The organism is Legionella sp. JM-2024 (assembly GCF_055389095.1).
The window spans coordinates 589,815-616,799 of record NZ_AP039388.1 but is presented as its reverse complement, the minus strand read 5'-3'; the positions used below and the strand labels follow the sequence as shown (position 1 = coordinate 616,799).

Here is a 26,985-nt window from a genome sequence, read left to right as displayed (position 1 = left end):
AGTGCTTTTTTGAATTTAGAGCGTGTTGACAATTCATCCCCCCGACAAATTAGGCTTAAAGTTATATGTCCTATGACACTCATTGCATTGCCTATCGGTATTGTTTTATTTACAATGATTACAAATTTATGATCGGTACGATTAGAGTTCCGCAACAGCACAAAGCCTTCAAAATTGCATCCAATAGCATAATGAGATTTTTCTAAAAGAAAAAATTAAGAAGATTATAAAATGAAAATTGTTATCAAAGTGGGGACCCAAAGCATATTGGCAGCGGATGGTAGCCCCATCGATTCCTTATTACTAAATCTTGTAGAACAAGTTACACACTTACAACGATCAGGACATCAGGTAATTATAGTCAGCTCAGGAGCTGTAGGTTCAGGTAGAAAGGTAGCAAGACATTTTTTGCAAAAAGAACACCGTAATACAGTGGGAGAAAAGCAGCTTTTAGCTTCTATAGGCCAACCTGAATTAATGAATATTTATTCCACTTTATTTAGAACTCAGAAAATTTTGGTTTCACAATTATTACTTACCAAACAAGATTTTCAAACAAGGCAACATTATTTGAATATTGCACGACTACTTCATGAATTATTAAAGCATTCTAATATTGTTCCAATTATTAATGAAAATGACTCTGTAGCTATTGAAGAATTAATGTTTACAGATAATGATGAGTTGGCAGGTCTCATAGCGGCACAAGTAAATGCTGATCGTCTGATTATTTTAACAAACGTGGATGGTGTATTTACAAGCCATCCAAATGATTCAGACTCAAAAATTATAAAAATAATTGACCCTAATAATGGCTGGCCAAGTGTGTCATCAGAAAAATCAGCGCTCGGTAGAGGTGGCATGCTTTCAAAACTGGCTACAGCACGTAAAATGTCTGATTTGGGTGTAGTAACGACTATTGCAAATATTAATATTCCTACTGTTATCATAGATATTATTAATAAAAAAGAAGTTGGAACAACTATTCTCGCACATAAGAAAAAATCGAATATCAAACGTTGGATTGCTTTTAATGGCAGTAAAAAATCAGGGTCAATTGCTATTAACGATAATTTGTTCTCTCTTTTAAAAGCTCAAAATCATGTTTTGAGTATCCTCCCGATTGGCATTGAGAAATTTGCTGGAGACTTTAAAAAAGGTGATTTAATAGATATCTTTAACTCAAAGAATGAAAAGGTAGGTATCGGTATTGCCAGATATGACTTTAAGAAATTGGATGAATACTTAGGCGAAAAAAACAAACCTGCTTTTATTCATTATGATCACTTACATGTTTTTTAGGAGTTAGAGCTAATGCATAACAAAATACTTTCTCATCTAAAACAAGTTAAAGAAGCGGCAAGAAACCTAAATTTTATAGAGGAAAATAAACGTTCTGCAATTTTAAAAGATCTTGCAATAAATCTGAGAAAACATTGTTCAGAATTAATCATGGAAAACCAGAAAGATTTAGATCTCATGGATGAAGGAGACCCAAGATATGATCGCCTATTACTAACTAAAGAAAGAATACATACGATTGCTGATGATGTCGAAAGTGTTGCTGATTTACCTAGTCCTTTAGGTAATATACTTTCTGAAAAAAAACAAACTAATGGATTGATTATTCAAAAAATTTCAGTTCCAATTGGTGTTGTTTCTGTAATCTATGAAGCAAGGCCCAATGTGACGGTCGATGTTTTTAGTTTGTGTTTTAAAACAGGAAATGCTTGTGTTTTAAAAGGTGGAAAAGAAGCTAATCAATCCAATCAATATTTAGTGTCTGTTATTCAAAATGTATTGAAATCACATAATTTAAATCCAGATATCATCTATTTATTACCGTCAGAACGAGAATTTACTTACACATTGCTTCAAGCAACAGATCTGGTCGATCTTTGTATTCCACGAGGTAGTCAAGCGCTTATTAATTTTGTAAGAAAGAATGCCCAAATTCCTGTTATAGAAACAGGCGCAGGCATTGTCCATACTTACTTTGATATAAGTGGAAACTTAGAGAAAGCCCGACTAATTGTAAATAATGCAAAGACAAGACGCGTGAGCGTGTGTAATGCACTGGACACTTTAATTATTCATCAAGCACGCTTAAGTGATTTACCAGAATTAGTTAAATTGCTGTCAGAAAAAAATGTGCAAATCTATGGTGATGAGTTGAGTTTTAATACTTTGAAAAACAATTATCCCGACTCTTTATTATTTCAAGCAAAACCAGAAAATTACGGGCAAGAATATCTTGATTATAAATTGTCGATTAAAACAGTTTCTTCGCTTGAAGAAGCAATTAAGCATATTCAATCTTTTACTTCTCATCACAGTGAGGCAATTATTGCGGAAGACCAAACCTCAATTGAAAGATTCCTAAAAGAAGTGGATGCTGCAGTTGTTTATGTCAATGCTTCAACAGCATTTACTGATGGCGGACAATTTGGTTTAGGAGCGGAAATTGGAATTAGTACACAAAAAATTCATGCCAGAGGTCCAATGGGATTGGATGCGCTAACTAGTTATAAATGGATTGTTCGTGGTGAAGGACAAATAAGAATTTAATATTATTTACAATTTCTTAGAGTAAAACGTCATCTGCCTTTTTGTTACAGGCTCTTTAATTAGGCAATTACAAACAGATAAATCTACTCAAAAGAATATGCCAGTTTTGATAAAGGATTATAAAAGAGGTTAGGCAGTTCATGGAAATTTACTAGGATATATAAGGGGAACAACAAGGCGGGATTGTGTTGGAACCGGGGGGCGACAAATGCGAATCCGATATTTCAACTATAGAAAATAGCTATTATTACAGCTATTTCCTTAAATATTAACAAATGGATAAGCTACAATATACTTGAAATTACTGATAGTACTTTGATTTGATTGATGTTCTACTATCTTCCCATTATGAGAAAAGGATTAAACTATGGATATCAGTATCCCGACTTTTATATACGGCACTGCCTGGAAAGAAGAGCGCACGAGTGAACTGGTAGAGCTTGCCTTAAGCTCTGGGTTTCGGGGTATAGATACTGCTAACCAAAGAAGACACTATTATGAAGAAGGTGTCGGATACGGCTTACAGCAAGCCTATAAAATGTTAGGAGTTTCGCGTGATGATATTTTTCTACAATCAAAATTCACCTATGCTCATGGACAGGATCATCGCAAGCCATATGACAATAAGGCAAACCTTAAGACTCAAGTAAAGCAATCCTTTGAAAGTAGCCTTGAACATTTAAAAACTGATTATTTGAATTCCTATATTTTGCATGGCCCTTATTATCAAAACCACTTTTCTGATGAAGATAAAGAAGTCTGGCACCAGATGGAAACTCTTTATAAAGAAGGAAAAGCCAAATACCTGGGCATATCTAATGTCAGCTATGAACAATTAACCGAACTCATCTCATTTGCTTCGATAATACCTAAATTTGTTCAAAACAGATGTTTTGCTCGGCAATTATGGGATAAACAAATTCGCACCTTTTGCCAATCCCATGGAATTATCTATCAAGGTTTCTCGTTATTAACAGCCAATCAATACGAATTGAAACATCCTCAACTTGAGAATATAAGTAATACACACAAGAAATCGATTGAGCAAATTATTTTTAGATTTTCTCAGCAAATCGGAATGCTCCCTTTAACAGGTACAACGAATGCCGACCATATGAAGAAAGATCTTACTACCAATGAATTCAGACTCACTGATGATGAAGTCAATTTCATTGAAAATATTGCCTTGATTTAATAAAACTATTTTTCAATGATTACTTTTAAATTAAGCTGTCTGTCTTAACTAAGGTATTTGTAACGTGATCTTTTGCAAGAATCGCATTTCCTAGCCAAAAAAAATGAACTTCATGAGGAATCCTTTCAGATGATTTTGATATTATCCAGTCTTGGACTTCCATAAATATTTCATTATTTAACTCCTGTTCATCCCTTTGCAAAAAAAATAAAATCAACCATTCAAACTCAATACTGTCTTTAGGTGGTAATTGAATAAATGTAGTTATTGACTCTTTTTGAAAGGGGATTTTCTGAGATAAAAGAACCGCTTCAACATCTTTTTCTGTGTAAAATTTCTCTGAATTATTCCCTATATAATCTTTAAATTGCGACTGAATTTCATAAATTCCAGTGCGCCCTCTAATTACAATTAAAGAAGAATCTCCTGCTTTATCAATTTGCTTAATCACTTGCGATAAATCGGGTGACCAATACAAGCATTGTGATGCAAAAATCCAGTCAAAACGTTCAAAACACGCTTCGAAATAATGTTCTGCAGTCCCAGAAAAGGTATTAACATGTACTGGAATTGAAAAATCAGTGTTGGCATACTCGCCAATTGCCTGTACGCTGGGATCCACTCCTGTAATAACGACGTCATCTGGCAGACGATCAGCATAAGTCGAAACAATTTTTTTCATCAATGCCCCATCATGACAACCCAAATCCAATATATTCATAGCATGAGAAGAAGGATGGAGCCGTTTGCCCAGCAAATCAATCAGAATGGGCTTCTCGCTTGCGCTTGAAAAATAGGTTTTGAAAAACTCGCTCTTATCGTACATAGACATTTATTTACCCCTCAATAATTCACTCAATTTAATGTTTAATATAAATACCGATTATTAGGATTTCTTAACCAGTTAGTCCCTGGATAATGAGTGGCATGCGTTTCAATAAATTGAAATGACAATGCCTTTCTTGAATAAGCAGAAGTATTGATTGGGCTGCAATGCACAAAATTACCGTGGAATAATAAAGCGTCTCCAGCCTTAATTTCTAACGGTGTATAACAATTATTTTCTGTAACAAAATCGGGAATATGTAATTCACTGATTTGCTCAAATTGACGAGTTTTGGCTTGATGATTTACCCTGGATACCCATTTCAATGGCCAATGATTACTGCCTAAAATTCCATACATGCACGCATTTTCAATTAATGCATCTTCCAGAGCCACCCACAAAACAACAACCGTTTGAGGTACTGTGTAGGCAAAAGTGGATTCCTGATGAGGTCTTACTTCACTCCCTGCCCCGTTAGGATATTTGGGAATATAAACACTGAGATGGCAAATTGGTTTTTTAAATCCAATCCCTTTTAACAATGCGATCAGTATTGGATTGTTATAAACAGCTTTCTGCATCATGGAATAACGATCGATGAGATGCATACCATGGCCTATTCGGTTCACTACCCGAATATTCTCTATCATTTCATAAAATACATGTGCTTTATCTCGGGAAGCTTGAAAATAAGGTTCGGTAACATATTCTTTATCATCCGGTTTCGTTCTCAAAGGGTTTTTGGAATAAAAATTAACCATTTGATTATTCCAGTTTGCAGACATGTCGTCTTCAGCATCTTGTTGAATTTTTACTAATTCATCAAGTAAACTTACCCTGCCTGATGGAGTAAGGTATTCATTAAGTCCAATAATGCCATTGTGTTTATAATACTCCAGTACTCCTCTCGGATTAGTGCGGATTTCACTCTCACTAAAAATGGTAAATTTTTTTTGATTCATTGAATTGATCATGACAACTCCAAATTGACAGAATAGTTAACTTGATTTTCAATTAGCAACAAAAGGGCAAATCACTTTAATCCCTAATTCAGGGTGAACTATTCGAAATACTGGATAAGTTAATGGAGTAATTGCAATTTCAATGGAAGCGCTTGCAAACGCATCTATGATATGGCCGCCAAAGACATTAAACTGATCATCTCCAATGGCAGCATGGATATGTAAAAAGCGATCTTCATTAGCAAAAGTAACATTTCCTGTCAGAGAGACCAATTCATAGGTACCACTGAATAATCGCTTACTGTGTTGTTGAGTATCACGATGAAAATATCCCATGGTAATATTAGACAACGCTCCTAAACCACTGAGAACCGCTGATTTTAAATTGGCTGCCTCAACGAATTGTAAAATGGCCTGGAATAAGTTATCGCCTTCTTGCAGACTTAAAATATAAGGGGAGTTTGATTTATCTAACATAGTAATGACCTCTTTAATTAAAGAATAAAGAAGTCATCACCAAAACCTAATGATGTGTTCGATCAGGATGACTAAAAGAGTATGGAACACTAAAGGATTTCTTGAGAAAAATTTACAAATATTTCTATTGTCTGTCAAGCCATTTTAGGTATCGCTGACTATACAAAAATGCGATACCTCTCCTCATTAATCTAAATGCAAATAGGTCATCAACATGGTTTTGGTATGTCAGGATCTGGCTCATCGTGTTCTGCTGCTTTTTTTTCTGATGGAGTATCTACAGGACCTGGATTTTTATCTTGAACTTTGGCTTCTCCCAAGGTATCAACCGGGCTACCTACCTGTGTATTGAGATACAGTTGTTTAATTTCTTCCTCAGTATCCACTGGATCATATTTATTCTCAAGTTTATTCTTAGCTTCAGATTGTTGTTTAATCTCATGCCATTTAGATTTTGGGGGTTGATTAGCCATAATAGATCCAAATAAAACCACTTAGTATAATTATAGATCACATTATTGTCGGAGGAAATAGCCTTGCGTATCGTTTCGTCTCACCGTTATTTTTCTTAAAAACATTCATGAGAATTTTTTGATGGTCTTGGTAAAGAATAAAGAATGATGTTTCGAAGTATTAGATCAATGCATCCACCTTCCCTGCAGGATTTAAGAAAAAATCCAATCTCTTCGTTAACAAAGTGTTTCGCAAATTTTGAGCTTTTGTATGAATTTATTAACTTTGTGCTAACTTTAAAATTTTTTTAACAAACTCGCTTTTCGCATTAGTATACTGTTCACGATCACAGGTATGTTGCTGAGCTAATTTGCTTTTTAACTGTTGATATTCTTCCGCTGCCTTTGGATGAGAAATCAAATAGTCTCTAAACAGTATTTTTCCTTGCCAATGTTTGGATGAAGTCTCAACCATATGGACATGGTGAGTTCTCTTTTCACCGAATGGTGGCATCCCCTTTACAAAGAACATGCGCTCCGGATCAGGATTATCCTCCCAATATTCGTAACCCAATTTCTGTAAGATAGGTACGGCAATCATTTTCATTTCTGCTAATGATTTGACTGCGATTTGAATATCAATGACAGGCTTTGATGACAAACCAGGTACTGCCGTACTGCCTACATGTTGAATATCAGTAATACTGCTTGAAGGAAGTGAGGCTCTCAATTTTGCGATTTCAGTCTCAGCCTGCTTTGGCCATTCTGAATTATAAGAAACGAGCACAATATGATCCTTTTCAAGTACATAACTATCATTTTTTATAAAATCTTCATACGTCATAGCCCAATGCTCATGACTTCGCCATTTTTCATTCACTCTTAGATAACGTGGAGAAAAACCCTCATAACGAAAACCATTTTTCTTTACAAACTGAATTGAACGGTTATTCTCAGGTTGGATGTTCGCTTCTAAACGATGCAATTCCATTTCTCTAAAAAACTTGGTTAATAGCAATTTCAAACCAGCACTCATATAACCTTTACCCGCATAATCAGCAACTGCATAAAAACCTAAATAGGCATTCTGAAAATAACCATGCACTATTTCGCTGATATTGAACACTCCGACGATATTATTGGACTGAAATACCAAATAGCTCTTTTGGTTTGGTTTTTGAGAGCGGTAAAAATATTCTTCAAATTCATCTGATGTTAAAGGAACATTAACCCAAGGGTGGTGTAATTTTTGGCTTCTTTTCACAGCAGAAAGAAAAGTTTCTTTATCTTCAAATTCTAATTCACGAAGGATGACTTCTCTCATTGGATTCTTAACTCCAAAATATTTTGTTAGTGATGGACCAACTTAGTCTTGATCATAACAGCAAGGGCTATCTATGACTTCCCTCTATATAGACTAATGAGAGCAAAATCATACTTTGACTACATAATGCAATATTTTTGTCATTCCTGCACATGCGGAAATGACAAAAATATGATCGAATCAGTGCATCATAACACCAATGCCATGCTCGAAATATTAACCTTATAGAGCAAATAAGGGCCAATTGCTCCCTTCATGATTTATTTTCAGGGAAGTTACCTAATTAAAAAAGTTCTCTTTTAGCATAAATAGTCATTGCTTCTATAATAAAATCAAGCAAATCCGGATGTAGGCTATCATAAAACCTTTTAAACTCTGGAGTATGATAAGTTTGACTTAAGGCAATGTAACCCTCATACGTAGGGTTCCAACCAACCCATCCATGGTGCCGTTTTATAATTGACTGGACTTCTAGAGAAGAAGGTTTAAACTTCTTTTTTATTGCGAGAATCAATGCCTCATTGATGTCTTGACCCTCCTGGATAAAGTTATCCTTGTCTTTCTGAGTCCATTGGTTTATTTTTACTTTATAACTGTCCATCCATTCTTGACTGACAACTCCCTCTTTTACTAATTCCTTTTCGTATTGTTTCTGTCTCTCTGAATCAAAACCGTAGTATAACTCTTCATTTTTCATTTTAGTTTTACCTTTTAAGTGCTCAATTGTTTTATCAATGGTCTTTAGTAACTGTTTTGTTTTTTCAAGACCTCCATTAAGAACATTCTTGTGAGAAATCAAAGCGTCCAATTTATCGAAATCATCACTCGTAATGATCCTTTGTATGTCACTGAGAGAGAAACCAAGCTCACGATAAAACAATATCTGCTGCAACATAAGAAGCTCTTCTTCTCCATAATAGCGATAGTGATTATCACCATAGTAAGCCGGTTTTAATAATCCAATCTCATCATAAAACCGAAGAGTACGAATACTAACCCCGGAGAGTTTTGCTAATTTTTTTACCGTATAAGCCATTTTCATTTCCTCTTGCGACTATTGACACAATAAGAGATTACGTTACGTGAGTGTCAAGACGTTCCCAAAAAAAACAAACCATCTTTTATCTGGTAATAGTTCTGCACATCTATTTTTTGTAAAAAATCTTCATCATGAGAAACAACAATCATTGCACCTGGATAATTTTTAAGGATACTTGTTACATATTGTAAAGACTCTAAATCCAGATTATTTGTGATTTCATCTAAAATTAATAATTTTGGTGTTTTTACTGCAATCAAAGCTAAAGATAGTCGGGCCTTCTCTCCTCCAGATAATTGACTGACCAGTGCTCCAACTTCTTCATTTTTACGAAATAAGAAATCATTCAAAAAAATTCTTATTTCAGCATACGATTGTCCAGGCATTAATTTAGCAATCGATTCATAAACGGTATCACTGTCTTTTAGAGTGCGATAATGTTGATCCAGATAGCCGATTTCCTCTGATTTTGGGACGTGCCAATGCCCAGTCCTGATAGTATTAGTATCCTGTAACAGAGCTTTAATAAAGGTTGATTTACCACTACCATTGACACCGTGGATGGCAACTCGCTCGGTTGCGTTTAAAGAAAAGCTAATCTTAGATAAGATAGAATTTTCCGCATTATACATCACCTCACCCGCAGTAATGGATACAACCATTTGGTTTCCAACTTCTGCTAAATTTATTGAAAATTTAGGAATTATGACTTCTGGAAGCTTTAATTCAGATAATTGTTCAAGAAGATTTTCTTTGTTATCCCGAATCGCCTTTTTCTTCCTGCCAGAGGTTCCAATTGCACGTCTTGCTTTTTCATCTGAAACTATCGTTGGCCATTTACGCTCACGTATTGATTTCTCCCCTCTTAAATTACTTTTTTTCGCTCTTTCCTGTTCTTTCATTAATGCTTTATGGATTTCTTTTGTTTGGCGATGCAATATTGATAGTTTCTGTTCCAGTTGATTTCTCTGCTTATAAGTTTCAGCGATGTAGTCATCATAGCTTCCACTAAACACATGAATTTTTCCATTCTCTATGTGCCAAAGAATATCTACTGAGCTACGCAATAGTTCAAGGTCATGCGAGGCAATGATGAGTGTTCCCGAGTATTTTTTGAGCATTCGCATTAAACTATTGCGGTTGTCTCTATCTAAATGATTTGTTGGCTCATCGAGAAGCAGAATGTTTGGATTTCGATTTAAGGCCGTGGTTAATGCTTTATTAAACCGTTGCCCACCGCTATAGGTATCATATGTTTCAATCACTTGAGGCACAGAGGCTAATCTCACATCGCCAGGACATTTGATTTCCCCACCGGTTGGCTCGCAGATCCCTTGTAGTATATTAAGTAATGTTGATTTTCCACTACCATTACGTCCAATGATACCAATACGGTTCGAATAGTGAACCTGGACACTAAATTCATCGAAGCAAATTTTATGTGGAAAAGAAAGGCTAAGGTGTTTAATTTGGATCGGCTTATGAGTCATAGGATATTTCTCTTAAAAGTATTTCAGGGCGATGTGTTTTAAACTCAAGGTCATTTACCTATCGTTTTCTGCCCTATTGACGGGCAACTTTTAAGAAGTAATATCCATGATTATGCGTAAACCTATATCAGTTAGTTTTAATATTAGTTAAAATTATCACATCGTCAATATGAATTTGTCAATGCTTTCCAAAACGAGCTCCTCAGAACCCTTTGCAACACAGCAATATAACAAAAGACACAGATTATACAAAAAGTCTATTGTGATGGTGCCTCATACTAAAATAATGTATTACATCGAGATAATATCCAAACCGCCCAAATAAGGCTTCAAAGCATCAGGTATATGGATATTCCCATGCTCATCCTGATAATTCTCCATTACAGCAACCAAAGTTCTTCCGACAGCCAGGCCTGAGCCATTTAGTGTATGTACTAATTTGATTTCATTGGTTTCTGGATCTCGAAATCGAGCTTTCATTCGACGAGCCTGAAAAGCTTCCATATTGGAACAAGAAGATATTTCCCGGTACGTGTTCTGACTAGGCAACCAAACTTCAAGATCATAAGTTTTAGCTGAGCCTGCGCCAATATCTCCAGTACACAAAGCAACCACTCGATAAGGTAAATTCAAACGTTGCAGAATCACTTCAGCATGTTGTGTAAGCTGTTCTAAGGCTTCATAAGAATTTTCCGGTTTAGTGATCCAAACTAACTCAACTTTCTCAAATTGGTGCTGCCTAATCATTCCTTTTGTATCTTTTCCGTAAGATCCAGCCTCACTGCGAAAGCAAGGAGAATGACAAACATGGCGAACAGGTAATTGATCAACTGATAATATCATTTCTCGAACGGTATTAGTCACTGGTATTTCTGACGTTGAAGTCAAATAGTACTCATTCTCTCCTGTTAATTTAAATAAATCAGCTTCGAACTTTGGCAGCTGCCCTGTTCCTAATAAACTATCTGAATTAACAATATAGGGTACATATATTTCTTGATAACCATGTTGTTGAGTATGGATATCCAGCATAAATTGGATTAAAGCTCGGTGTAGTCGTGCTAAATGTCCTTTCATCACTACAAAACGACTACCAGTAATTTTAGCGGCTAGTGCAAAATCCATTTGTCCGAGTGCTTCACCCAATTCATCATGAGACTTTACTGGGAAAGAAAAAGAAGGTACTTTTCCCCATGATCTGATTTCCTTATTGTCAAATTCGTCCTTACCCACAGGCACTGATTCATGAGGAATATTCGGCAATGATAAAGTAATTACCTCAATTTGCTTAAGAACCTCGTCAAGTTCTGCTTTTTGTTGCTCCAATTTTGCACCAAGTTTATTGACTTCCTCGCGCATAGGTTCTATGTTTTCGCCTCGTGATTTTGCTTCACCGATTGCTTTAGAGCGCAGATTTCTCTCGTTCTGCAGGGATTGTGTACTTACTTGCAATGCTTTGCGCTTTTCTTCCAACTTAGTGAAAGCAGCAATGTCAAATTGAAATCCACGCTTTAATAATTCCGATGCGACATATTGTGGATTCTCTCGAAGTAATTGATTATCTAACATAGGCAAACACTCTTACTTATTAATTTGGGTCCAAATACCCTAGCAATACGTACTTGGCAACTAACGATCCAATTAATACCATGGATAATGAACCAATATTATTAACTAATATATTTGTAATTAATTTCAACCAATAACCCTGTTCAAACATGAATAAGGATTCTGCAGCAAAACTCGAAAAAGTAGTAAAAGCACCTAAAAACCCGGTAAAAAGGAATAAACGGAATGACTCCTCGGCACTAAAACGACCAATCAATACAGTAAGAAAAAAACCAGCCAGGAAAGATCCTACTGTATTCACTATAAGAGTTCCATAAGGAAACTTTAATCCCCATATATTTTGAGTCATTATTATCACAACATAACGTGAAAATGCCCCCAAAGAGCCTCCAATAGCAACAGCTAAATATGGGGTAACAACCATTAATTACCTCACAATGCCTCGTGTTGATTGATTCAGGGCATCAATCATGGGAATAACTTCAGGGCACTCATTTTGAATTAGCTCTAGTTCAGTGACTGCTTGCTGAACTGTTAATCCTTTTCTGAAAATAATTTTATAAGCACGCCTCAAACAATCAATCGCTAACGAGGAAAATCCCCTCCTTCTTAAACCAACAGTATTGATTCCACAAGCAGAAGTAGTTTGTCCTGCAATCATCACATAAGGTAATACGTCTTTAGTGACATAAGTAGCCCGTGCAATAAAGGCATAAGCCCCCACTTGGCAAAATTGGTGTACTGCAGCGTAAGGACCAATAATAGCATAATCGTTAATAGTGACATGACCAGATAGAGCAGCGTAATTCACCATAATGATATAGTCTCCTACCATACAATCATGCCCTATATGTGAATAAGCCATTAAATAATTGTTATTTCCGATGCGGGTAACTCCTCCACCTTTCACAGTTCCTCGGCTAATCATGCAATATTCTCTAATTACATTATTATCACCCATTTCAAGACGAGTTGGTTCACCCTTATAAGTAATATCTTGTGGCTCATCTCCTACCGAAGCAAATTGAAATATTTTGTTGTTTTTTCCTATTACTGTGGGTCCCTCAATAACTACATGCGGGCCTATCCAAGTATTTTCACCAATCTCAACATCAGCACCTATCACTGTACCAGGGCCTACTGACACTCCATTTGCCAGCTTTGCCGATGGGTGAATCATTGCTCTTTCATCTATCACTTTTTAATTTCCTTTGATGCGCTTAATAAGTCTGCGGAACAAGCTAATTTATCTCCAACATAGGCTTCTCCGTGCATACGCCAAAAATCTCTTTTTTGCCCTGCCAGTTTCACTTCTAATCGTAATTGATCTCCAGGGGTAACAACTTGCTTAAATCGAGCATTATCAATACCAGCAAAAAAATGCAAAAACTCGTATCCTTCTTTAGGTTGTCGAGACAAATTTGCTAAAATACCACATGCCTGAGCCAGGGCTTCAAGCATTAATACTCCAGGCATAATGGGATTTCCTGGGAAATGCCCTGTAAAAAAATTCTCATTAATAGTCACATTTTTAACTGCTATCAAATATTCCATTACTTTATAATCTATTACTCTATCAACCAAAATAAATGGATAGCGGTGTGGTAACAAGTTAAAAATTTGATTTATTTCTATCGATTCGCTCATACCGTATTTCTCATTTAATCATCTAATTTATTAGAAAATGGTTCATTATCTTGCTTTAGCTCATTCTAATCAATTAGAAATTTCAAAAATATACTGTTTCAAGTTGGTGAAAGTATTTTATGAAAATATAATTAATTGTTATTATTCAATTTTTTCTCTATAGTTATCAGCTTTGTTATATAGTCATCCAAACGCTTAAATCGCGCTGTATTACGACGCCACCTGGAATGATCATGAACTGTTGTTCCTGAAGAATAAATTCCAGAACGAGTAATGGACTTTGTCACTGTGGACATCCCGCTTATTACTACATCATTAGTTAAATGAATATTAGCTGCAAGACAACTTGCTCCCCCTATAATGCAATCAGAGCCTATTTGCGCTAAGGCACCGATAGCAGCACAACCTGCAACGGCTGTATTTTTTCCTATATAAACATCATGTGCAATAAGCACTAAATTATCTACACACACTCCTTCGTCCAAATAAGTATCGCCAACAGAACCTCTATCAATTACTGTATTGGCACCAATTTGTGTTCCTTGGCAAATTACTACACCACCAATAACCAGTCCCTGTTGCCAGACACCATGATCCTTATAATGATTAAACGGAGCAGCACCAATAATACAACCAGAATCAATTATCACAGATTGACCTATCAGCGTTCCAGAATGAATTATCACACCAGATCCGATACGACTATTTTTACCAATACACACTGAAGACTCAATCGTTGTATTAGAACCGATTGTCACATCATCATTTAATTGTACCTTTTCGCCAATCACGCTATTAGCGCCCACAGAACTCCTCTGTCCTATTTGCACAGATCTGTGAATCTGAGCTGTAGGATGAATTCCAGTAGTATCGATATGATTAAGATTAGGTAAAAGCCTTGACACTTTAAACATTGCTTCTAACGGATCTGGGACGGCTATGCAGTTTACAGGACAACCGTTTACATGCTCTGATTTCAATAAAACAGCACCTGCTCTAGTGGAACTCAAAACAGACTGGAATAAAGGGTTATCAAAATAGGCAAGATCGTTCGAGGTAGCACGAGCCAAGGAAGATAAACTAAAAATGGCGTGATTGGCATTTCCATGCCAAACGCCATCTAGATGTTTCGCTAGTTCAACTAAGGTTAGCAACTCATTCGCCGAATTAATTAATCGCTTTAATAACTTTATCTGTTACATCAAGAGATTCGGTGCTGAAAGGTGTTGCATCTTTTTGAACAATAATATCGTACTTCTCATCTTTAGCAATTTTTGTAATTGCGGCTCGAACTTTATTATATAAACCTTCCATTGCTTCGTTATGAGCGGTACTCAATTCTTGTTGATATTGTTGTCCATCTCGTTCAAATTGTTGTTGTGCTGCAACAATTTTCTTTTCCAACTCTTTCTTTTGGCTGGCACTCAGGATAGCGCCATCACGCTTAAATTTTTCCATGTCGCTTTTCAAGCTTGATTCCATCGCGACTAACTTGTCTCGACGAGGTTTAAATTCTTTTTCCAATTTCTGTTGGATTTCTTTCATTTGACCAGATGTCTGCATGATTTTTTGCAAATCAACCACGCCTATCTTTGCCCAATCAGCAAATACTGTCGTGCCGAACAAACTAAAAACCAATGCGACCAGCACCGCACCCAAACGTTTCATAATTATCTCCTAAATTAAAGTTAGAAATGCTAGCACAATTCGAAAAAGGTTGCGATATGTACAGCATTTGTTTTTAACAATACCCAACCTACTCTGCTTAAAGCTTTCTTGTCCTCTCGATAAATTATCTAGAAACCTGAAGAAAGAGCAAATTGGAAAAATTGTGTTTCGTCTAATGGCTGTGGATTCAATGCTTTGGCGACGCTAAAGGCCAATGGACCAAAAGGGGAACGCCATTCTAATGAGACCCCAGCTGAATAGCGCATCGGGCCAGCAGGTGTTCCACGTAACGCAGGAGGTGTTCCTTGAGAAAATACATTCCCTGCATCAGCAAAAATGGTTGTTCTTACGCTGTCCCGACTTAATGGATAAGGTAATATAAGGCCAACACTACCATTGAGTAAGAAGTTGGCACCCATCGCATTTCCAAAATTATCCTGCGGTCCTAAAGAATAACTGTCATATCCACGCACCTGACCAGGTTGAGCAGTACCCCCGGCATAATAGTTTTCAAAAAATGGTAATCCTGTATTATTGAAAGCATTCCCATACCCTACATTCCCCAAGACAGAAAAAATCCAGCCGCGTGTTAGAGGATAATATAAATGCGCTTGATAAGAGCTCTTATAATAGGATAGAGATTGTGATGTTGCAGGCAAGGCCATCATTGCAATAGCTTGTTGATTAAATCCCTTATTAGGATAAGGCATTTGATCATAACTGTTTCTACTCCAACCAGAGGTCAATCTCACTTCCTGAAAATGATTTCCATTTAAAGCAACAAAATTGATAATTGGAAGTACCAAACCGACGGATCTGATGTTGACGTCTTGATAACCATATCCCAACTGAAAGCTGCTCTTTTCACCTAGAGGAAAGTTATAACTAATATCACCACCATAACGATTAGAACTATATGTACTGACATTTAAATTTTTAGGATCGATTCTGGAGTAGTATAAACTTGCCCCCCGACCTACACCAGTATCAGTATAAAATGGATTATAATAGTTGAATGAATAATCCTGTCCCCATTGGCTTGCATTAAAAGATGCCCCCATGGAACGGCCACTACCCATGAAATTGCGTTGGTTAACTGATGCATTAAATTGATAACCGTTTGTACCATATCCTACAGAAGCGCTTGCTTCTGCTGAAGGTGCTTCTTCCACATTCACATCCAGATCAACTTGATTGTTTGTTCCAGGCACTGGAGAAGTTTTAACATCAATGTTTTTTAAATAACCAAGCATGCGTAACTGGCGCTCAGATTCCTTTATATTATGTAGGGACAATAATCCCCCTTCATCCTGGCGAATAACATTTCGCAAAACGTAATCACCTGTCTTCGTATTACCATGAAAATTGATTCGTCGTACATAAACATGACGACCTGGTTGAACTATAAAAGTGATAAACACCGATTTATTATTTTCATCTATTCGAGGTTCAGCATTAATCGCAGGAAAACCATACCCCACATCTCCCAATGCTAAACCTATCGCAGAGATAGATTCAGTGACTTTCTTACGAGAAAAAACATCTCCTTTCTTAACTTGAATAAGTGAATCAACTTTTTCCCTTGGTATTACGGTTTTTCCAACCACATCGTAACCAGAAAAATGGTACTGAGGTCCTTCTTCTATATGAATATTAATATAGACATCTTTTCTATCGGGAGATAACAAGACTTGAGAAGAAACTACGTTAAATTTTAAGTATCCTCTGTCCAGATAAAATGAACGTAACGCTTCCAAAGAAGCATCCATCCCTGCTTTTGAGTATTGATCCTTTTTAGAAAAGTATGTAAACAAATTACTAGTACTTAACGCAAGCTCAGGCAGTAATTCATTAGCTTTAAAATCATTATTACCAATGATTTTTATTTCTTTAATCCTTGAGACCCGACCTTCGGACACTGTAATACTAATAGCTACTCTATTCTCCGTAAGGGAAGTAACTTTGGTTTCTATACGAGAATTATATTTTCCTCTAGCAGTATAGGCTTGTTTAAGTTCCTTCTCCAAACGCTCTAATGAGGACCTTTGAAATACTCTGCCTTTAACCAGACCCATTTCTTTAAGAAATGCCTTCATTTTATCAGAAGGAATTTCTTTGTTTCCTACAATGGTAACAGAGCCTATCGTTGCGCGTTCTATCACATTAACAATCAATATATTGCCTTGACGCTCAAGCGAAACTGACTGGAAAAATCCTGTGTCGTATAATGCACGGATAATTTGAGCTGTTGAGTTGGGACTTATTTCTTCGCCCACTTGAACAGGAATATAGTTTAATACTGTACCTGTCGAAACTCTCTGTAGCCCAGTCACTTTGATGCCTTTTACTACAAAGTTACTAGAAGAAAAAGATGGGGTTGACCAAGCTAAAAGAGTGGAGCAACAAACACCCAATATTAATTTATTACTGACTTTTTTCATTATTATTTTACGTCCAGTACTACGTGCACTTCTGAAATTAAAAAAATATTCAATTGTACAAAAAATTGAAACCCTTTTATAGGAAGTAGAAACCGCTGTCAAGTTTTCTTTATCGCTAAAATATTAATTCATTCATTTATCATACAGAAATTAGAACTACTCTCTATAAACTCCTAACCTGTTAATCTTGATATATCGTTACTAAGAGCAACAAACATTAAAGCAACCAACAATAATAATCCAAAATAGAGGCCGGCGGACTTAACTCCCTCTGACAATGGTTTTCGTCTTATAATTTCTAATACATAATACAAAAGATGCCCACCATCCAGCATAGGAATTGGCAATAAATTAAGTGCTCCCAAGCTAATACTGACTAAGGCCAAGAAAAACAAATAAGATACCAATCCCCCTCGCCCAGAATCCCCTGCCCCCTGTGCTATACCTACAGGGCCACTAATACTATTTAACCCCAGTTTTCCAGTCACCAACCTTCCCATTAAAATAAAGGTAGTGCCTGTTAGTTGTATTGTTTGCTTGAAAGCCGTCCCAAGTGCCAGAATTGGGGTCTGACGTTCCAGACGCAACCAATGTGCAGGCCAATCTACTTTTTGAGATCTTACCCCCAGATATCCTTCTAATTTCCCGTTATTCTCCTGGCTTCCAGTATATACTGCTATTTTCTGCGATTTGCCTTGTCTTTCAATCTCCAAATCTATTTTGGAGTCGGGTCTTTCCCTTACATAACCAACTAAATATAACCAATCATCGAAATGCTGACCATTAACCTTGATGATTTCATCACCTATTCTCAAGCCAGCTTTTTCAGCTGGGGAATCTGGTACAACTTCACCTATTACCGGTGGAATAGTAGGAACAAAGGGAACAATGCCCAAGCTTTTAATAGGGTCAGGTTTTTTGTCATCCATTTGCCAATTAGCCAAAGGTAACAACAGCTTGCTTTCTTGTCCATTGACCATTGACTTGACAGTCAAACTCACTGTTTCCTGTGAACCAATAAGAGGCATCATTGCGTATTGAAAATCTCGCCAACTATTAATATTTACCCCATTAAGTGCGATGATTTCCTGTTTAGAACCCAGCCCAGCTTGAGCGGCAATACTATTAGGCTTCACTGAGTCAATCATTGGCGCCAAGGAGTGCATTCCTATAACCAAAACTAACCATAATGCTATAAATGCAAAAATAAAATTAAATAAAGGACCAGCTACTACGATAGCTATCCTGACCAGGACAGATTGATTGTTGAATGCAAATGGCTTCTCTTGCTCAGGGACATCGCCCTCCGTTTCATCAAGCATTTTGACATAACCGCCCAGAGGAAATAAAGACCAAGCATACTCAGTCCCTTTCTTATCATAGAAACGCGCAAGAATTTTTCCGAAACCGAATGAAAAGCGCAACACTTTCACGCCACACCAACGTGCGACTTGAAAGTGGCCATATTCATGTATAGTTACCAACAATACCAATGCTAATAAAAAATACAGCAACGTTGAAAGCATATCGCTATCCAAAAATTGATACGACCGAAAATTAAATTCCCAGCGGTATGTAGGTTAATCCAAAATAAAACAATGGTAACGCAGCATTTAGACTATCTAGTCGGTCTAATATACCTCCATGGCCTGGAATAATGTTTCCAGTGTCTTTTAATTGGCAACGTCGTTTCAAAATACTGATATATAAATCGCCAAATATTGAAATCACAACCGTAAATAATGCTAACCCAAACCAGATAGAAATTGAGTAAGGCATAAAGTAATAATAGCCCACACCAGCAACTGTCATAGCTAAAATTAGTCCCCCTGTAACACCCTCCCAAGATTTACCTGGACTAACTTGAGGAATTAATTTATGTCTTCCCCATTGTTTACCTGTGAGATAAGCACCAATATCAGAAGCCCAAATTAAAAAAAGCAAGTACACAAACAATCCTTTTCCTTGTGGTAAAGAATAAACACGAATGAGACTTTGGATAAATAAAGGCAATAATATGAAACTGGCTATGGCAACAATTATAGGATAACCCCAATAATTTTGTGAGCGTGGATAAGTGAGAACAGCTAAACAATTTAATATCCAAACAAACAACCCTACACTTAACCAATAAGAATATAAATAACCACATGCCCAAAAGCACGTAAATAATAAAATCAAAAAACCGGCCTGAATGACTAAATTATCAATAGGAATCAACTTGAAACATTCTATTCCTGCAAGCAGAAGTATAAGCAAAAGTACACCCCATAAAATCCAAGAGGGGGCATAAAAAATGACAAGCAAAACCAAAGGCGCTAGAATTAATGATGTAATCAATCGTTGCATAAACATGGTTTTACCTTTATTCAGATAGTGAAATTTGCCCAAATCTTCTTGCCCTCTTACGGAAAGAAGCTAACGCCAATTCAAGTTCCTGTTCGTTGAAATCAGGCCAATGAACTTCTGTAAAATAAAGTTCAGTGTATGCCATTTGCCAAAGAAAAAAATTACTAATTCTTAATTCACCACTAGTTCGGATAAACAAATCAGGTTCTGGCAAACCATTGGTATCAAGAAATTGGGTAAATACTGTTTCATTAATTTCTTCCAATGCCAACTTGTTCTCAGAAACAGCATGAAACATTTTTTTAGCTGCCGTCACTATATCCCATTTCCCACCATAATTAACTACTACATTTAGAATTAAATGTTGATTGTCCCTAGTCAAAACTTCGGCGTCTCGCATTTGACTTTGCAAAACTTGGGATAAAGGTTGCCTATCTCCTGTAAACCTTACCCGTATTCCATGATGATTTAAATCGTTTATTTCCTTACGTAAGGCTTCCAAAAACAACTCCATAAGAAAATTGACTTCGGCCATCGGCCTGGACCAATTTTCAGAACTGAATGCAAATAAGCTCAAACAAGGGATTTTCTTTTCCAAACAACAATTGATAATCTTTTTAACCGATTCAAGGCCCGCTTTATGCCCTTCTACACGAGGCAGGCCACGATTTTCAGCCCAACGCCCGTTTCCATCCATAACAATGGCAATGTGCTGTGGCAGCTTATAATTCAAAACAACTTATCCTACTAATCGAAATGACGCATAGTCTAACCTCTTTGAAATAAAAATTTAAGTACTACCTTAAGAAATCAATTGACCTTATCCTTGAAACCCCTCATTATTAAATCTATCAATGGACATGCGAAACAAATTGCCACTTTTCGTCATTAATACTCAGAAAGGAGATAGTTATAATGACTTTTAGTGCTCTACGTCGTTTTTGGCCACTATTACTGATACGAATTCTGTCATTTTTTCTGTATTATCTCAGGATGGGCAAACACATAAATTTTTCAACCCTAAAGTTGCATCATAAACCATTCATCACATGGACTAATGATCATTTCTTGTTTATGAGGACATAATGAAAAAATCTATTATTCGATTCATGAGACCCCAATTGTTAGTAATGTGCATAAGCTTGTTGATTTTTTCTTCTATAACTTATGGCGAATCGACTGGTAGTTTTGCTTTGTCTGAGCATTGGTCTATGGGACAGCAAATCAAATTAAGATTTGATCTCAATGAAGTGCCTCAAGCCGGAATTGTATTACATTTAAAAAATGGTTTGGCACTAACAGCTGGCGACATTATGAGTTTAGGTGATCTCTATGGAATCGTGGGTAAACCAATTAGCCACGGCTTAACAAAACTAGAAAAACAAGCTCGTTTTAAAGAAGTTTTTAATAGTTTTGCCAAACATATTATTGCAGTCAATGAGGTAGAAGATCTTAACTCCATAATCAGGGCTGAGATGCGTGAAGTAGAATCAGGAATTGCGAAAGGAGAAAGTCCCGAAGCCATTTATAAACGAATTGGGAATGAAGTCGGTCGTCAAATTAACTGTGTCACTGGAGGCGGTTGTAATAGTCTTACGTGGTGGCTAAACCCTGGCAGATATCTAAAATTGGCCATGGAAAATTATGATCACTTTACACCGAATAACCTAATAGTTTATAAAAATGGTCACCAGGTTGCTTTGCAACAAGCATTAAAAGCAAAACAAACAGGTAAACGCTCAGATTTGGAAATGGCTTATGCGATGGAGGCCTTTGCTAGCCACTATTTGTCTGATCATTTTGCTGCGGGCCACTTACGAACTCCACGAGAAGAGTTATCGGCTATAATCACACCAGCTGTCCTTGGCGCTTTACTGTCAAATTATATGCATAATGAAGAAAATAAATATGGGATTCATGTGAATAACAATCTAGGCGAACAATGGTTAGTTTATGGTGATTATTCCTACTTTAATCCTTTTAATCAAACAAATCAGCAAATGCTCCTAAAAACCTTGCAAGCTTCCGCTGATGAAATATTTGAAGCCTACTACTCTGGATCTTTACCAGAAAGAAATCAAATTGAGGAAATGGTTCCACACATCACACAATTAAATGATGAAAATAACATGGATATTGCCCCTATGTTCTATTGGGATGATCAAAACAAACAACTCTTGCGAAGAACCAATATAGCGAACCCTTATGACAGGCATTGGACAAACAGCTGGTGGGGTTGGAGCACCCTATTGTTGTTAAAAACACAATATGGTGTTACCTCTACTGTACAGTTGAGTTTAAGTAAATATTTATCACAATACGTCCCTGAAGAATTAAAGGATAACGCTCTGGTATAGAAGCAAAAGCATAATAAGCAACTATACTCTAATTATCTCATAATGTTGGGCACGAATAAAAAGGAGTTGATTATGAGAAGGAATACTACTAGTCTGATTTTCAAAACAATTTTTTTATTTATCAGTTTAACCGTCTTCGTAAACCAGGCCGCAGCCATTAATTTTTTCGGAATAGGTCCAAATCCGAGATATCTACCTAAAGACAATGAAGAAAGAGCGACTTTTAACCATTGTAAATCCTGTGATAAATCAACCACGCCTTCTTTAGTTATCACGACCCCAGTACCCATTATTTATTATCCAGGATGCCGACCAATTCAATCCTGTGATTCCTATGGTAATTGTGTACAGAAAGAGGACTGCTATTAATACAGACAGTATCTACGGAAACTATGTACCTCTCACATTTGCAAAGGTATAATTACTATTTTAGCCTTTTAAGTGTGCGAATTAGGATTTAACCCATGTCCAATAATGCTCCCCTGGTACTCATGATTCTTGATGGCTGGGGCTATAATGAAAATGATAAATATAATGCCATTGCAAAAGCACATACTCCCCAATGGGATGAATGGTGGCAAACTTGCCCCCATATTCTTCTGCAAGCCTCCGGATTACCTGTTGGTTTACCTGATGAGCAAATGGGTAATTCAGAAGTTGGACATATGCATATTGGTGCTGGTCGTGTCATACAACAAGATTTTACTCGAATAAACGAAGCAATAAACAAAGGGGAATTCGCTAAAAACGCAGTTTTCCATGAAGTGATTGACGAGTTACAGAAAACCGGGAAATCTCTTCACATTATGGGACTGCTCTCTCCTGGCGGTGTTCACAGTCATGAGCAACATTTATTTGCATTACTCGCGCTTTGTAATCAAAAAAAATTTAACTCTGTCCATCTGCATTTGTTTCTTGATGGCAGAGATACCCCCCCACAAAGCGCTCTTGATAGCCTAAAGCACCTGAATAAGGAACTTGCCACCCACTCTGTTGCAACAATTGATTCAATTTGCGGTCGATATTATGCCATGGATAGGGATAAACGTTGGGAGCGTGTGGAGCCTGTATATAATTTACTAACGCAAGGCAAAAGCGAACACCAGTTTGCTGATGCGGAAGCCGCAATACATTATTATTACCAAAATAAACTTTCTGATGAGTTTGTTCCACCTACCCTTATAGGGAAAACTCATCCCATACAAGATGGTGATGCCATCCTATTTTTCAATTTTCGAGCTGATAGAGCAAGACAATTAACTTATGCCTTTCTAGATCCATTGTTTAAAGGATTTAAAAGAAAAACACTGCCTGAACTATCTTACTTTGTCACCATGACACAATACGATAAAAATTTATCCACCACCATGGCATTTCCACCTATTCCTTTAAATAATACCATGGGAGAAGTATTGTCTTCTCACGGACTCAGTCAATTACGTATCGCTGAAACTGAAAAATACGCTCATGTTACCTTCTTCTTCAACGGTGGCTGTGAAAGTATTTTTGCGAATGAAGAACGAATTATGATCCCTTCTCCTCAAGTGGCAACTTATGATCTGCAACCGGAAATGAGTGCACCTGAACTCACTAATACCCTGATAGCTGCTATTAACAGCCGGGACTATAACGTCATTATCTGCAATTATGCCAATGCCGACATGGTAGGACACACTGGAAATTTTGATGCAACTGTACATGCTATAGAATGCCTTGACCAATGCATGGGGCGTGTCTGGAAAGCCCTTAAAAATCAGGGGGGGAAATTATTAATTACTGCCGATCATGGTAATGCCGAAGAAATGTTTAATGAATCTACTCATCAAGCCCATACCGCGCATACCAGCGAGCCAGTACCCTTTATCTATGTTGGTGGAGATTGGCATTTTACCCGTTCCGAAGGAAGTTTAATTGATATAGCACCAACGTTGCTGACATTATTAGGTATAAAACCTCCTCCAGAGATGACTGGGCATGTTCTTTTGGAAAACAACCATGCGCTGGCCTAAACAATTTTGCTGTTTTTCAATAACGCCACTTACCTTAGGAGTAATTTTTAACCTATTTTTTTGTATTGAGCTTGAGGCAAAAACCTCTCCAACAACAATAGCTGAAACACAAACAAAATTAAAACAGTTAGATGTTCAAATTATAAAACTTAAACAAACTTTAGCGAGTGCTCATGATAAACAAGCTGTCTTGAATCAAGAGCTATCAAAAACAGAAAAACAAATTGGTGAAGGGGTCCATAAGCTCAGAATTATTCAAAATCAAATGTTTGCAAAAGAAGGAAAAATTGCAGAGCTACAGGGAAAAATAGGTCAATTAAATAAGCAGTTAACAACTCAGCAGGAATTGCTGGCAAGTCATGTTCGTGCCCGCTATCAGATGGGTGAATATCAACCGATGAAATGGCTTCTTAACCAAGATGATCCATTTAAAATCAGTCGAATCTTGACTTATTATCAGTACATTATTAAATCTCGCCAACAATTGATAATTGAAATTGATCTAACTCGAAAAAATCTTAATGAAAATAAAAATAAACTTGATAATGAACTTGCAGAAAATAAACAGCTTAAATATAAGTTAACACTGCATCAACAACAGTTGGAGCAAAACAAAAAATACCACAGTAGCCTAATTCAATCGATTAATACTGATATTCAGAATAATCAGCATGAATTACAAGATTTTCAAAAAGATAAAGATAATTTATCGCGTTTGCTAAATTCACTGTCTCAACAGAGTGTCATCAAAATTGGCAAACCGTTCATTCAAATGCGCAAAAAATTGCCGTTACCAATTCAAACCACGCAAAGATCCTTACGTAGAATGAATCAAGGAGTGACATTTTTTGCCGATGAAGGCTCTATGGTTACTGCAGTTTACCCCGGTAAGATCGTATTTAGTGACTGGCTAAAGGGTTATGGTTTACTTCTAATTATTGACCACGGCCAAGGATTCATGACTTTATACGCACACAATCAATCTCTCTTCAAACGCAAAGGACAAACTGTCCATCAAAACGAGCAAATCGCCAGTGTAGGCCATAGCGGAGGAATAAAGCAAAACGGTCTATACTTTGAGATAAGACAAAGAGGAAAGGCGGTTAATCCGTTAGACTGGTTGTCTTAAAATTTAGCCGCTGGCATCTAAATTGCATTATAAAAAATACAGTAAGGTGGCTTATTTTATGGCCTTGCATCCGAGGAGATCGCTATGGTTATTAAGAAATTTTTTTCCAGTACTTTAGCATTAGTTTATGCCCTAACTCTGATGCTCCCTTTAACTGCGTTCTCGGCTGAAGAGTCTAACTCCGTTAATTCTAATACGAAACGAATCCCATTAGAAGATGTGCAACGATTTTCTAATGCTATTGGTGAAATAAAGAAATATTATGTTAAGCCCGTTGATGACAAGGAATTGTTTGACAATGCAATCCGCGGAATGCTTACTGGCCTTGATCCCCACTCCAGCTATCTGAGTGAAGAAGAATTCAAGGAATTACAAACATCAACCAGTGGTGAATTTGGTGGATTAGGTATTGAAGTCACCATGGAGGATGGAATTGTTAAAGTAATTACTCCTCTTGTAGATACTCCTGCATTTAAAGCTGGAATCAAATCAGGAGATTACATCATTAAATTGGGTAAAGAATCCGTTCAAGGTCTTACTCTAAAGGATGCTGTTAATTTGATGCGTGGCAAACCTGGTACCACAATAGAATTAACTGTATTAAGAAAAGGAGTAAACAAACCATTAACATTCGACTTAATCCGCGAAATCATTCAAATAAAAAGTGTAAAAAGTAAAATGCTAAATGAAGGATATGGTTATATTCGCTTAACTCAATTCCAAGCTTTAACTGCTAAAGACATGATTAAAGCTATTGAACAATTAAAACAACAATCAGGTGGCAAATTAAAAGGACTTATATTGGATCTAAGAAACAATCCAGGGGGATTGCTTGATTCAGCTATCCAAGTATCAGATGCTTTTCTTGGCAATGACAAAACTGGTAAACAAGAAATGATAGTATACACTGAAGGCAGACTGCCTGGTTCTAAATTTACTGCCTTGGCTAACCCTGGAGATGTATTGGATAATGCTCCGATTGTTGTCTTAATTAATAATGGTTCAGCTTCTGCTTCAGAGATTGTAGCTGGTGCATTAAAGGACAATAAAAGAGCTATAATTCTTGGCACAAAAAGCTTTGGAAAAGGATCTGTTCAAACTGTCTTGCCTCTTGATAGCAAAACAGGAATAAAATTAACAACAGCACTCTACTACACACCATCAGGAGTTTCTATTCAAGCGAAAGGAATCATTCCTGATATCATTGTAGAAGAAGTTGATGTTCCCAAAAATTCCGTCAAAAAAGACACCTTGGCAGGTTTTACTGAAGCAGATCTTAATGGGCACTTAATTAACAAGGATAATTCAGAAAACACCCAATCTAAAAACAACGAAAATCAAGCCGGAGATTTAATACACGAGGATTATCAATTATATGCCGCTCTAACAGTATTAGAAGGAATGGCATTGGCTAATAGATAGAAACTCTAAATAACCTGAAATTAACAGTTCATTAAAAACTGGTGATTTCAGGTTTTATTTT

At 36.7% G+C, this 26,985-nt stretch carries 25 protein-coding genes; 8 read left to right on the top strand and 17 right to left on the bottom strand.

Annotated features, from left to right (window positions below; all coding sequences use genetic code 11):
- Positions 1-231: 231 nt before the first annotated feature.
- From proB to ACZ5EK_RS02740, 3 genes are all read left to right on the top strand, one after another.
- Positions 232-1,302: a glutamate 5-kinase gene (gene proB, locus ACZ5EK_RS02750; protein WP_464431291.1), complete on the top strand. Its 1,071-nt coding sequence runs from the start codon at positions 232-234 to the stop codon at positions 1,300-1,302.
- 12 nt (positions 1,303-1,314) lie between these two features.
- The gene (locus ACZ5EK_RS02745) at positions 1,315-2,568 is read left to right on the top strand and encodes a glutamate-5-semialdehyde dehydrogenase (protein WP_464431290.1); all 1,254 of its coding nucleotides are present in this window, start codon (positions 1,315-1,317) and stop codon (positions 2,566-2,568) included.
- Positions 2,569-2,935: 367 nt separating this feature from the next.
- Positions 2,936-3,763: an aldo/keto reductase family protein gene (locus ACZ5EK_RS02740; RefSeq protein ID WP_464431289.1), complete on the top strand. Its 828-nt coding sequence runs from the start codon at positions 2,936-2,938 to the stop codon at positions 3,761-3,763.
- A 25-nt stretch (positions 3,764-3,788) separates the two neighbouring features.
- Here ACZ5EK_RS02740 and ACZ5EK_RS02735 read toward each other — a convergent pair whose 3' ends face one another.
- From ACZ5EK_RS02735 to uppS, 17 genes are all read right to left on the bottom strand, one after another.
- The gene (locus tag ACZ5EK_RS02735; protein WP_464431288.1) at positions 3,789-4,595 is read right to left on the bottom strand and encodes a class I SAM-dependent methyltransferase; all 807 of its coding nucleotides are present in this window, start codon (positions 4,593-4,595) and stop codon (positions 3,789-3,791) included.
- Between the two features lie 35 nt (positions 4,596-4,630).
- Positions 4,631-5,563 (bottom strand): phytanoyl-CoA dioxygenase family protein, encoded by a 933-nt coding sequence (locus ACZ5EK_RS02730; RefSeq protein WP_464431287.1) that lies wholly within the window; start codon positions 5,561-5,563, stop codon positions 4,631-4,633.
- Between the two features lie 36 nt (positions 5,564-5,599).
- Positions 5,600-6,028 (bottom strand): PPC domain-containing DNA-binding protein, encoded by a 429-nt coding sequence (locus ACZ5EK_RS02725; protein WP_464431286.1) that lies wholly within the window; start codon positions 6,026-6,028, stop codon positions 5,600-5,602.
- 209 nt (positions 6,029-6,237) lie between these two features.
- A complete protein-coding gene (locus ACZ5EK_RS02720; protein WP_464431285.1) occupies positions 6,238-6,501 on the bottom strand; it encodes a hypothetical protein in 264 nt (87 codons plus the stop codon).
- Positions 6,502-6,760: 259 nt separating this feature from the next.
- The gene (locus ACZ5EK_RS02715; protein ID WP_464431284.1) at positions 6,761-7,804 is read right to left on the bottom strand and encodes a GNAT family N-acetyltransferase; all 1,044 of its coding nucleotides are present in this window, start codon (positions 7,802-7,804) and stop codon (positions 6,761-6,763) included.
- A gap of 283 nt (positions 7,805-8,087) precedes the next feature.
- Positions 8,088-8,840 carry a MerR family transcriptional regulator gene (locus ACZ5EK_RS02710; RefSeq protein ID WP_464431283.1) on the bottom strand — a complete coding sequence of 251 codons (753 nt, stop codon included), beginning with the start codon at positions 8,838-8,840 and terminating at the stop codon, positions 8,088-8,090.
- 53 nt (positions 8,841-8,893) lie between these two features.
- Positions 8,894-10,333, bottom strand: a complete 1,440-nt coding sequence (locus ACZ5EK_RS02705; protein ID WP_464431282.1) for an ABC-F family ATP-binding cassette domain-containing protein — start codon at positions 10,331-10,333, stop codon at positions 8,894-8,896.
- 291 nt (positions 10,334-10,624) lie between these two features.
- Positions 10,625-11,902, bottom strand: a complete 1,278-nt coding sequence (serS, locus tag ACZ5EK_RS02700) for a serine--tRNA ligase (RefSeq protein ID WP_464431281.1) — start codon at positions 11,900-11,902, stop codon at positions 10,625-10,627.
- Between the two features lie 19 nt (positions 11,903-11,921).
- A complete protein-coding gene (crcB, locus tag ACZ5EK_RS02695) occupies positions 11,922-12,326 on the bottom strand; it encodes a fluoride efflux transporter CrcB (protein WP_464431280.1) in 405 nt (134 codons plus the stop codon).
- Positions 12,327-12,329: 3 nt separating this feature from the next.
- Complete coding sequence (lpxA, locus tag ACZ5EK_RS02690) at positions 12,330-13,100, bottom strand: acyl-ACP--UDP-N-acetylglucosamine O-acyltransferase (RefSeq protein WP_464431279.1); 771 nt, start codon at positions 13,098-13,100, stop codon at positions 12,330-12,332.
- The gene (gene fabZ, locus ACZ5EK_RS02685; protein WP_464431278.1) at positions 13,097-13,549 is read right to left on the bottom strand and encodes a 3-hydroxyacyl-ACP dehydratase FabZ; all 453 of its coding nucleotides are present in this window, start codon (positions 13,547-13,549) and stop codon (positions 13,097-13,099) included. The genes lpxA and fabZ overlap by 4 nt, the downstream gene beginning before the upstream one ends.
- Positions 13,550-13,680: 131 nt before the next feature.
- Complete coding sequence (gene lpxD / locus ACZ5EK_RS02680) at positions 13,681-14,703, bottom strand: UDP-3-O-(3-hydroxymyristoyl)glucosamine N-acyltransferase (protein WP_464431277.1); 1,023 nt, start codon at positions 14,701-14,703, stop codon at positions 13,681-13,683.
- Between the two features lie 13 nt (positions 14,704-14,716).
- Positions 14,717-15,217, bottom strand: coding sequence for an OmpH/Skp family outer membrane protein (locus tag ACZ5EK_RS02675; RefSeq protein ID WP_464431276.1), 501 nt, complete (start codon positions 15,215-15,217; stop codon positions 14,717-14,719).
- A 128-nt stretch (positions 15,218-15,345) separates the two neighbouring features.
- Positions 15,346-17,658, bottom strand: coding sequence for an outer membrane protein assembly factor BamA (bamA, locus tag ACZ5EK_RS02670; protein WP_464431275.1), 2,313 nt, complete (start codon positions 17,656-17,658; stop codon positions 15,346-15,348).
- Between the two features lie 173 nt (positions 17,659-17,831).
- Positions 17,832-19,184 (bottom strand): RIP metalloprotease RseP, encoded by a 1,353-nt coding sequence (gene rseP / locus ACZ5EK_RS02665; protein WP_464431274.1) that lies wholly within the window; start codon positions 19,182-19,184, stop codon positions 17,832-17,834.
- Between the two features lie 31 nt (positions 19,185-19,215).
- A complete protein-coding gene (locus ACZ5EK_RS02660; RefSeq protein WP_464431273.1) occupies positions 19,216-20,013 on the bottom strand; it encodes a phosphatidate cytidylyltransferase in 798 nt (265 codons plus the stop codon).
- Between the two features lie 10 nt (positions 20,014-20,023).
- On the bottom strand, positions 20,024-20,740 hold the full coding sequence (uppS, locus tag ACZ5EK_RS02655) for a polyprenyl diphosphate synthase (RefSeq protein ID WP_464426394.1): 717 nt from the start codon (positions 20,738-20,740) through the stop codon (positions 20,024-20,026).
- Between the two features lie 352 nt (positions 20,741-21,092).
- Between uppS and ACZ5EK_RS02650 the strand changes: the two genes are divergently transcribed.
- From ACZ5EK_RS02650 to ACZ5EK_RS02630, 5 genes are all read left to right on the top strand, one after another.
- A complete protein-coding gene (locus ACZ5EK_RS02650) occupies positions 21,093-22,364 on the top strand; it encodes a phospholipase (RefSeq protein ID WP_464431272.1) in 1,272 nt (423 codons plus the stop codon).
- A 72-nt stretch (positions 22,365-22,436) separates the two neighbouring features.
- Positions 22,437-22,733, top strand: a complete 297-nt coding sequence (locus tag ACZ5EK_RS02645) for a hypothetical protein (RefSeq protein ID WP_464431271.1) — start codon at positions 22,437-22,439, stop codon at positions 22,731-22,733.
- Between the two features lie 95 nt (positions 22,734-22,828).
- Positions 22,829-24,373 (top strand): 2,3-bisphosphoglycerate-independent phosphoglycerate mutase, encoded by a 1,545-nt coding sequence (gene gpmI, locus ACZ5EK_RS02640; protein ID WP_464431270.1) that lies wholly within the window; start codon positions 22,829-22,831, stop codon positions 24,371-24,373.
- The gene (locus ACZ5EK_RS02635) at positions 24,339-25,502 is read left to right on the top strand and encodes a murein hydrolase activator EnvC family protein (RefSeq protein ID WP_464431269.1); all 1,164 of its coding nucleotides are present in this window, start codon (positions 24,339-24,341) and stop codon (positions 25,500-25,502) included. Before gpmI ends, ACZ5EK_RS02635 begins: the two co-directional genes overlap by 35 nt.
- An 84-nt stretch (positions 25,503-25,586) precedes the next feature.
- Complete coding sequence (locus ACZ5EK_RS02630; protein WP_464431268.1) at positions 25,587-26,924, top strand: S41 family peptidase; 1,338 nt, start codon at positions 25,587-25,589, stop codon at positions 26,922-26,924.
- Positions 26,925-26,985: the final 61 nt, after the last annotated feature.

Bases quoted from the DNA above. Each gene is read 5' to 3' on its own strand.
- fabZ (WP_464431278.1), bottom strand. From the start codon at position 13,549: ATGAGCGAATCGATAGAAATAAATCAAATTTTTAACTTGTTACCACAC.
- ACZ5EK_RS02745 (WP_464431290.1), top strand. From the start codon at position 1,315: ATGCATAACAAAATACTTTCTCATCTAAAACAAGTTAAAGAAGCGGCA.
- ACZ5EK_RS02650 (WP_464431272.1), top strand. From the start codon at position 21,093: ATGAAAAAATCTATTATTCGATTCATGAGACCCCAATTGTTAGTAATG.
- ACZ5EK_RS02675 (WP_464431276.1), bottom strand. From the start codon at position 15,217: ATGAAACGTTTGGGTGCGGTGCTGGTCGCATTGGTTTTTAGTTTGTTC.
- crcB (WP_464431280.1), bottom strand. From the start codon at position 12,326: ATGGTTGTTACCCCATATTTAGCTGTTGCTATTGGAGGCTCTTTGGGG.
- ACZ5EK_RS02740 (WP_464431289.1), top strand. From the start codon at position 2,936: ATGGATATCAGTATCCCGACTTTTATATACGGCACTGCCTGGAAAGAA.
- serS (WP_464431281.1), bottom strand. From the start codon at position 11,902: ATGTTAGATAATCAATTACTTCGAGAGAATCCACAATATGTCGCATCG.
- ACZ5EK_RS02730 (WP_464431287.1), bottom strand. From the start codon at position 5,563: ATGATCAATTCAATGAATCAAAAAAAATTTACCATTTTTAGTGAGAGT.
- ACZ5EK_RS02705 (WP_464431282.1), bottom strand. From the start codon at position 10,333: ATGACTCATAAGCCGATCCAAATTAAACACCTTAGCCTTTCTTTTCCA.
- ACZ5EK_RS02715 (WP_464431284.1), bottom strand. From the start codon at position 7,804: ATGAGAGAAGTCATCCTTCGTGAATTAGAATTTGAAGATAAAGAAACT.
- proB (WP_464431291.1), top strand. From the start codon at position 232: ATGAAAATTGTTATCAAAGTGGGGACCCAAAGCATATTGGCAGCGGAT.
- bamA (WP_464431275.1), bottom strand. From the start codon at position 17,658: ATGAAAAAAGTCAGTAATAAATTAATATTGGGTGTTTGTTGCTCCACT.
- ACZ5EK_RS02630 (WP_464431268.1), top strand. From the start codon at position 25,587: ATGGTTATTAAGAAATTTTTTTCCAGTACTTTAGCATTAGTTTATGCC.
- ACZ5EK_RS02645 (WP_464431271.1), top strand. From the start codon at position 22,437: ATGAGAAGGAATACTACTAGTCTGATTTTCAAAACAATTTTTTTATTT.
- ACZ5EK_RS02710 (WP_464431283.1), bottom strand. From the start codon at position 8,840: ATGGCTTATACGGTAAAAAAATTAGCAAAACTCTCCGGGGTTAGTATT.
- ACZ5EK_RS02720 (WP_464431285.1), bottom strand. From the start codon at position 6,501: ATGGCTAATCAACCCCCAAAATCTAAATGGCATGAGATTAAACAACAA.
- ACZ5EK_RS02660 (WP_464431273.1), bottom strand. From the start codon at position 20,013: ATGTTTATGCAACGATTGATTACATCATTAATTCTAGCGCCTTTGGTT.
- gpmI (WP_464431270.1), top strand. From the start codon at position 22,829: ATGTCCAATAATGCTCCCCTGGTACTCATGATTCTTGATGGCTGGGGC.
- ACZ5EK_RS02725 (WP_464431286.1), bottom strand. From the start codon at position 6,028: ATGTTAGATAAATCAAACTCCCCTTATATTTTAAGTCTGCAAGAAGGC.
- rseP (WP_464431274.1), bottom strand. From the start codon at position 19,184: ATGCTTTCAACGTTGCTGTATTTTTTATTAGCATTGGTATTGTTGGTA.
- ACZ5EK_RS02735 (WP_464431288.1), bottom strand. From the start codon at position 4,595: ATGTCTATGTACGATAAGAGCGAGTTTTTCAAAACCTATTTTTCAAGC.
- ACZ5EK_RS02635 (WP_464431269.1), top strand. From the start codon at position 24,339: ATGTTCTTTTGGAAAACAACCATGCGCTGGCCTAAACAATTTTGCTGT.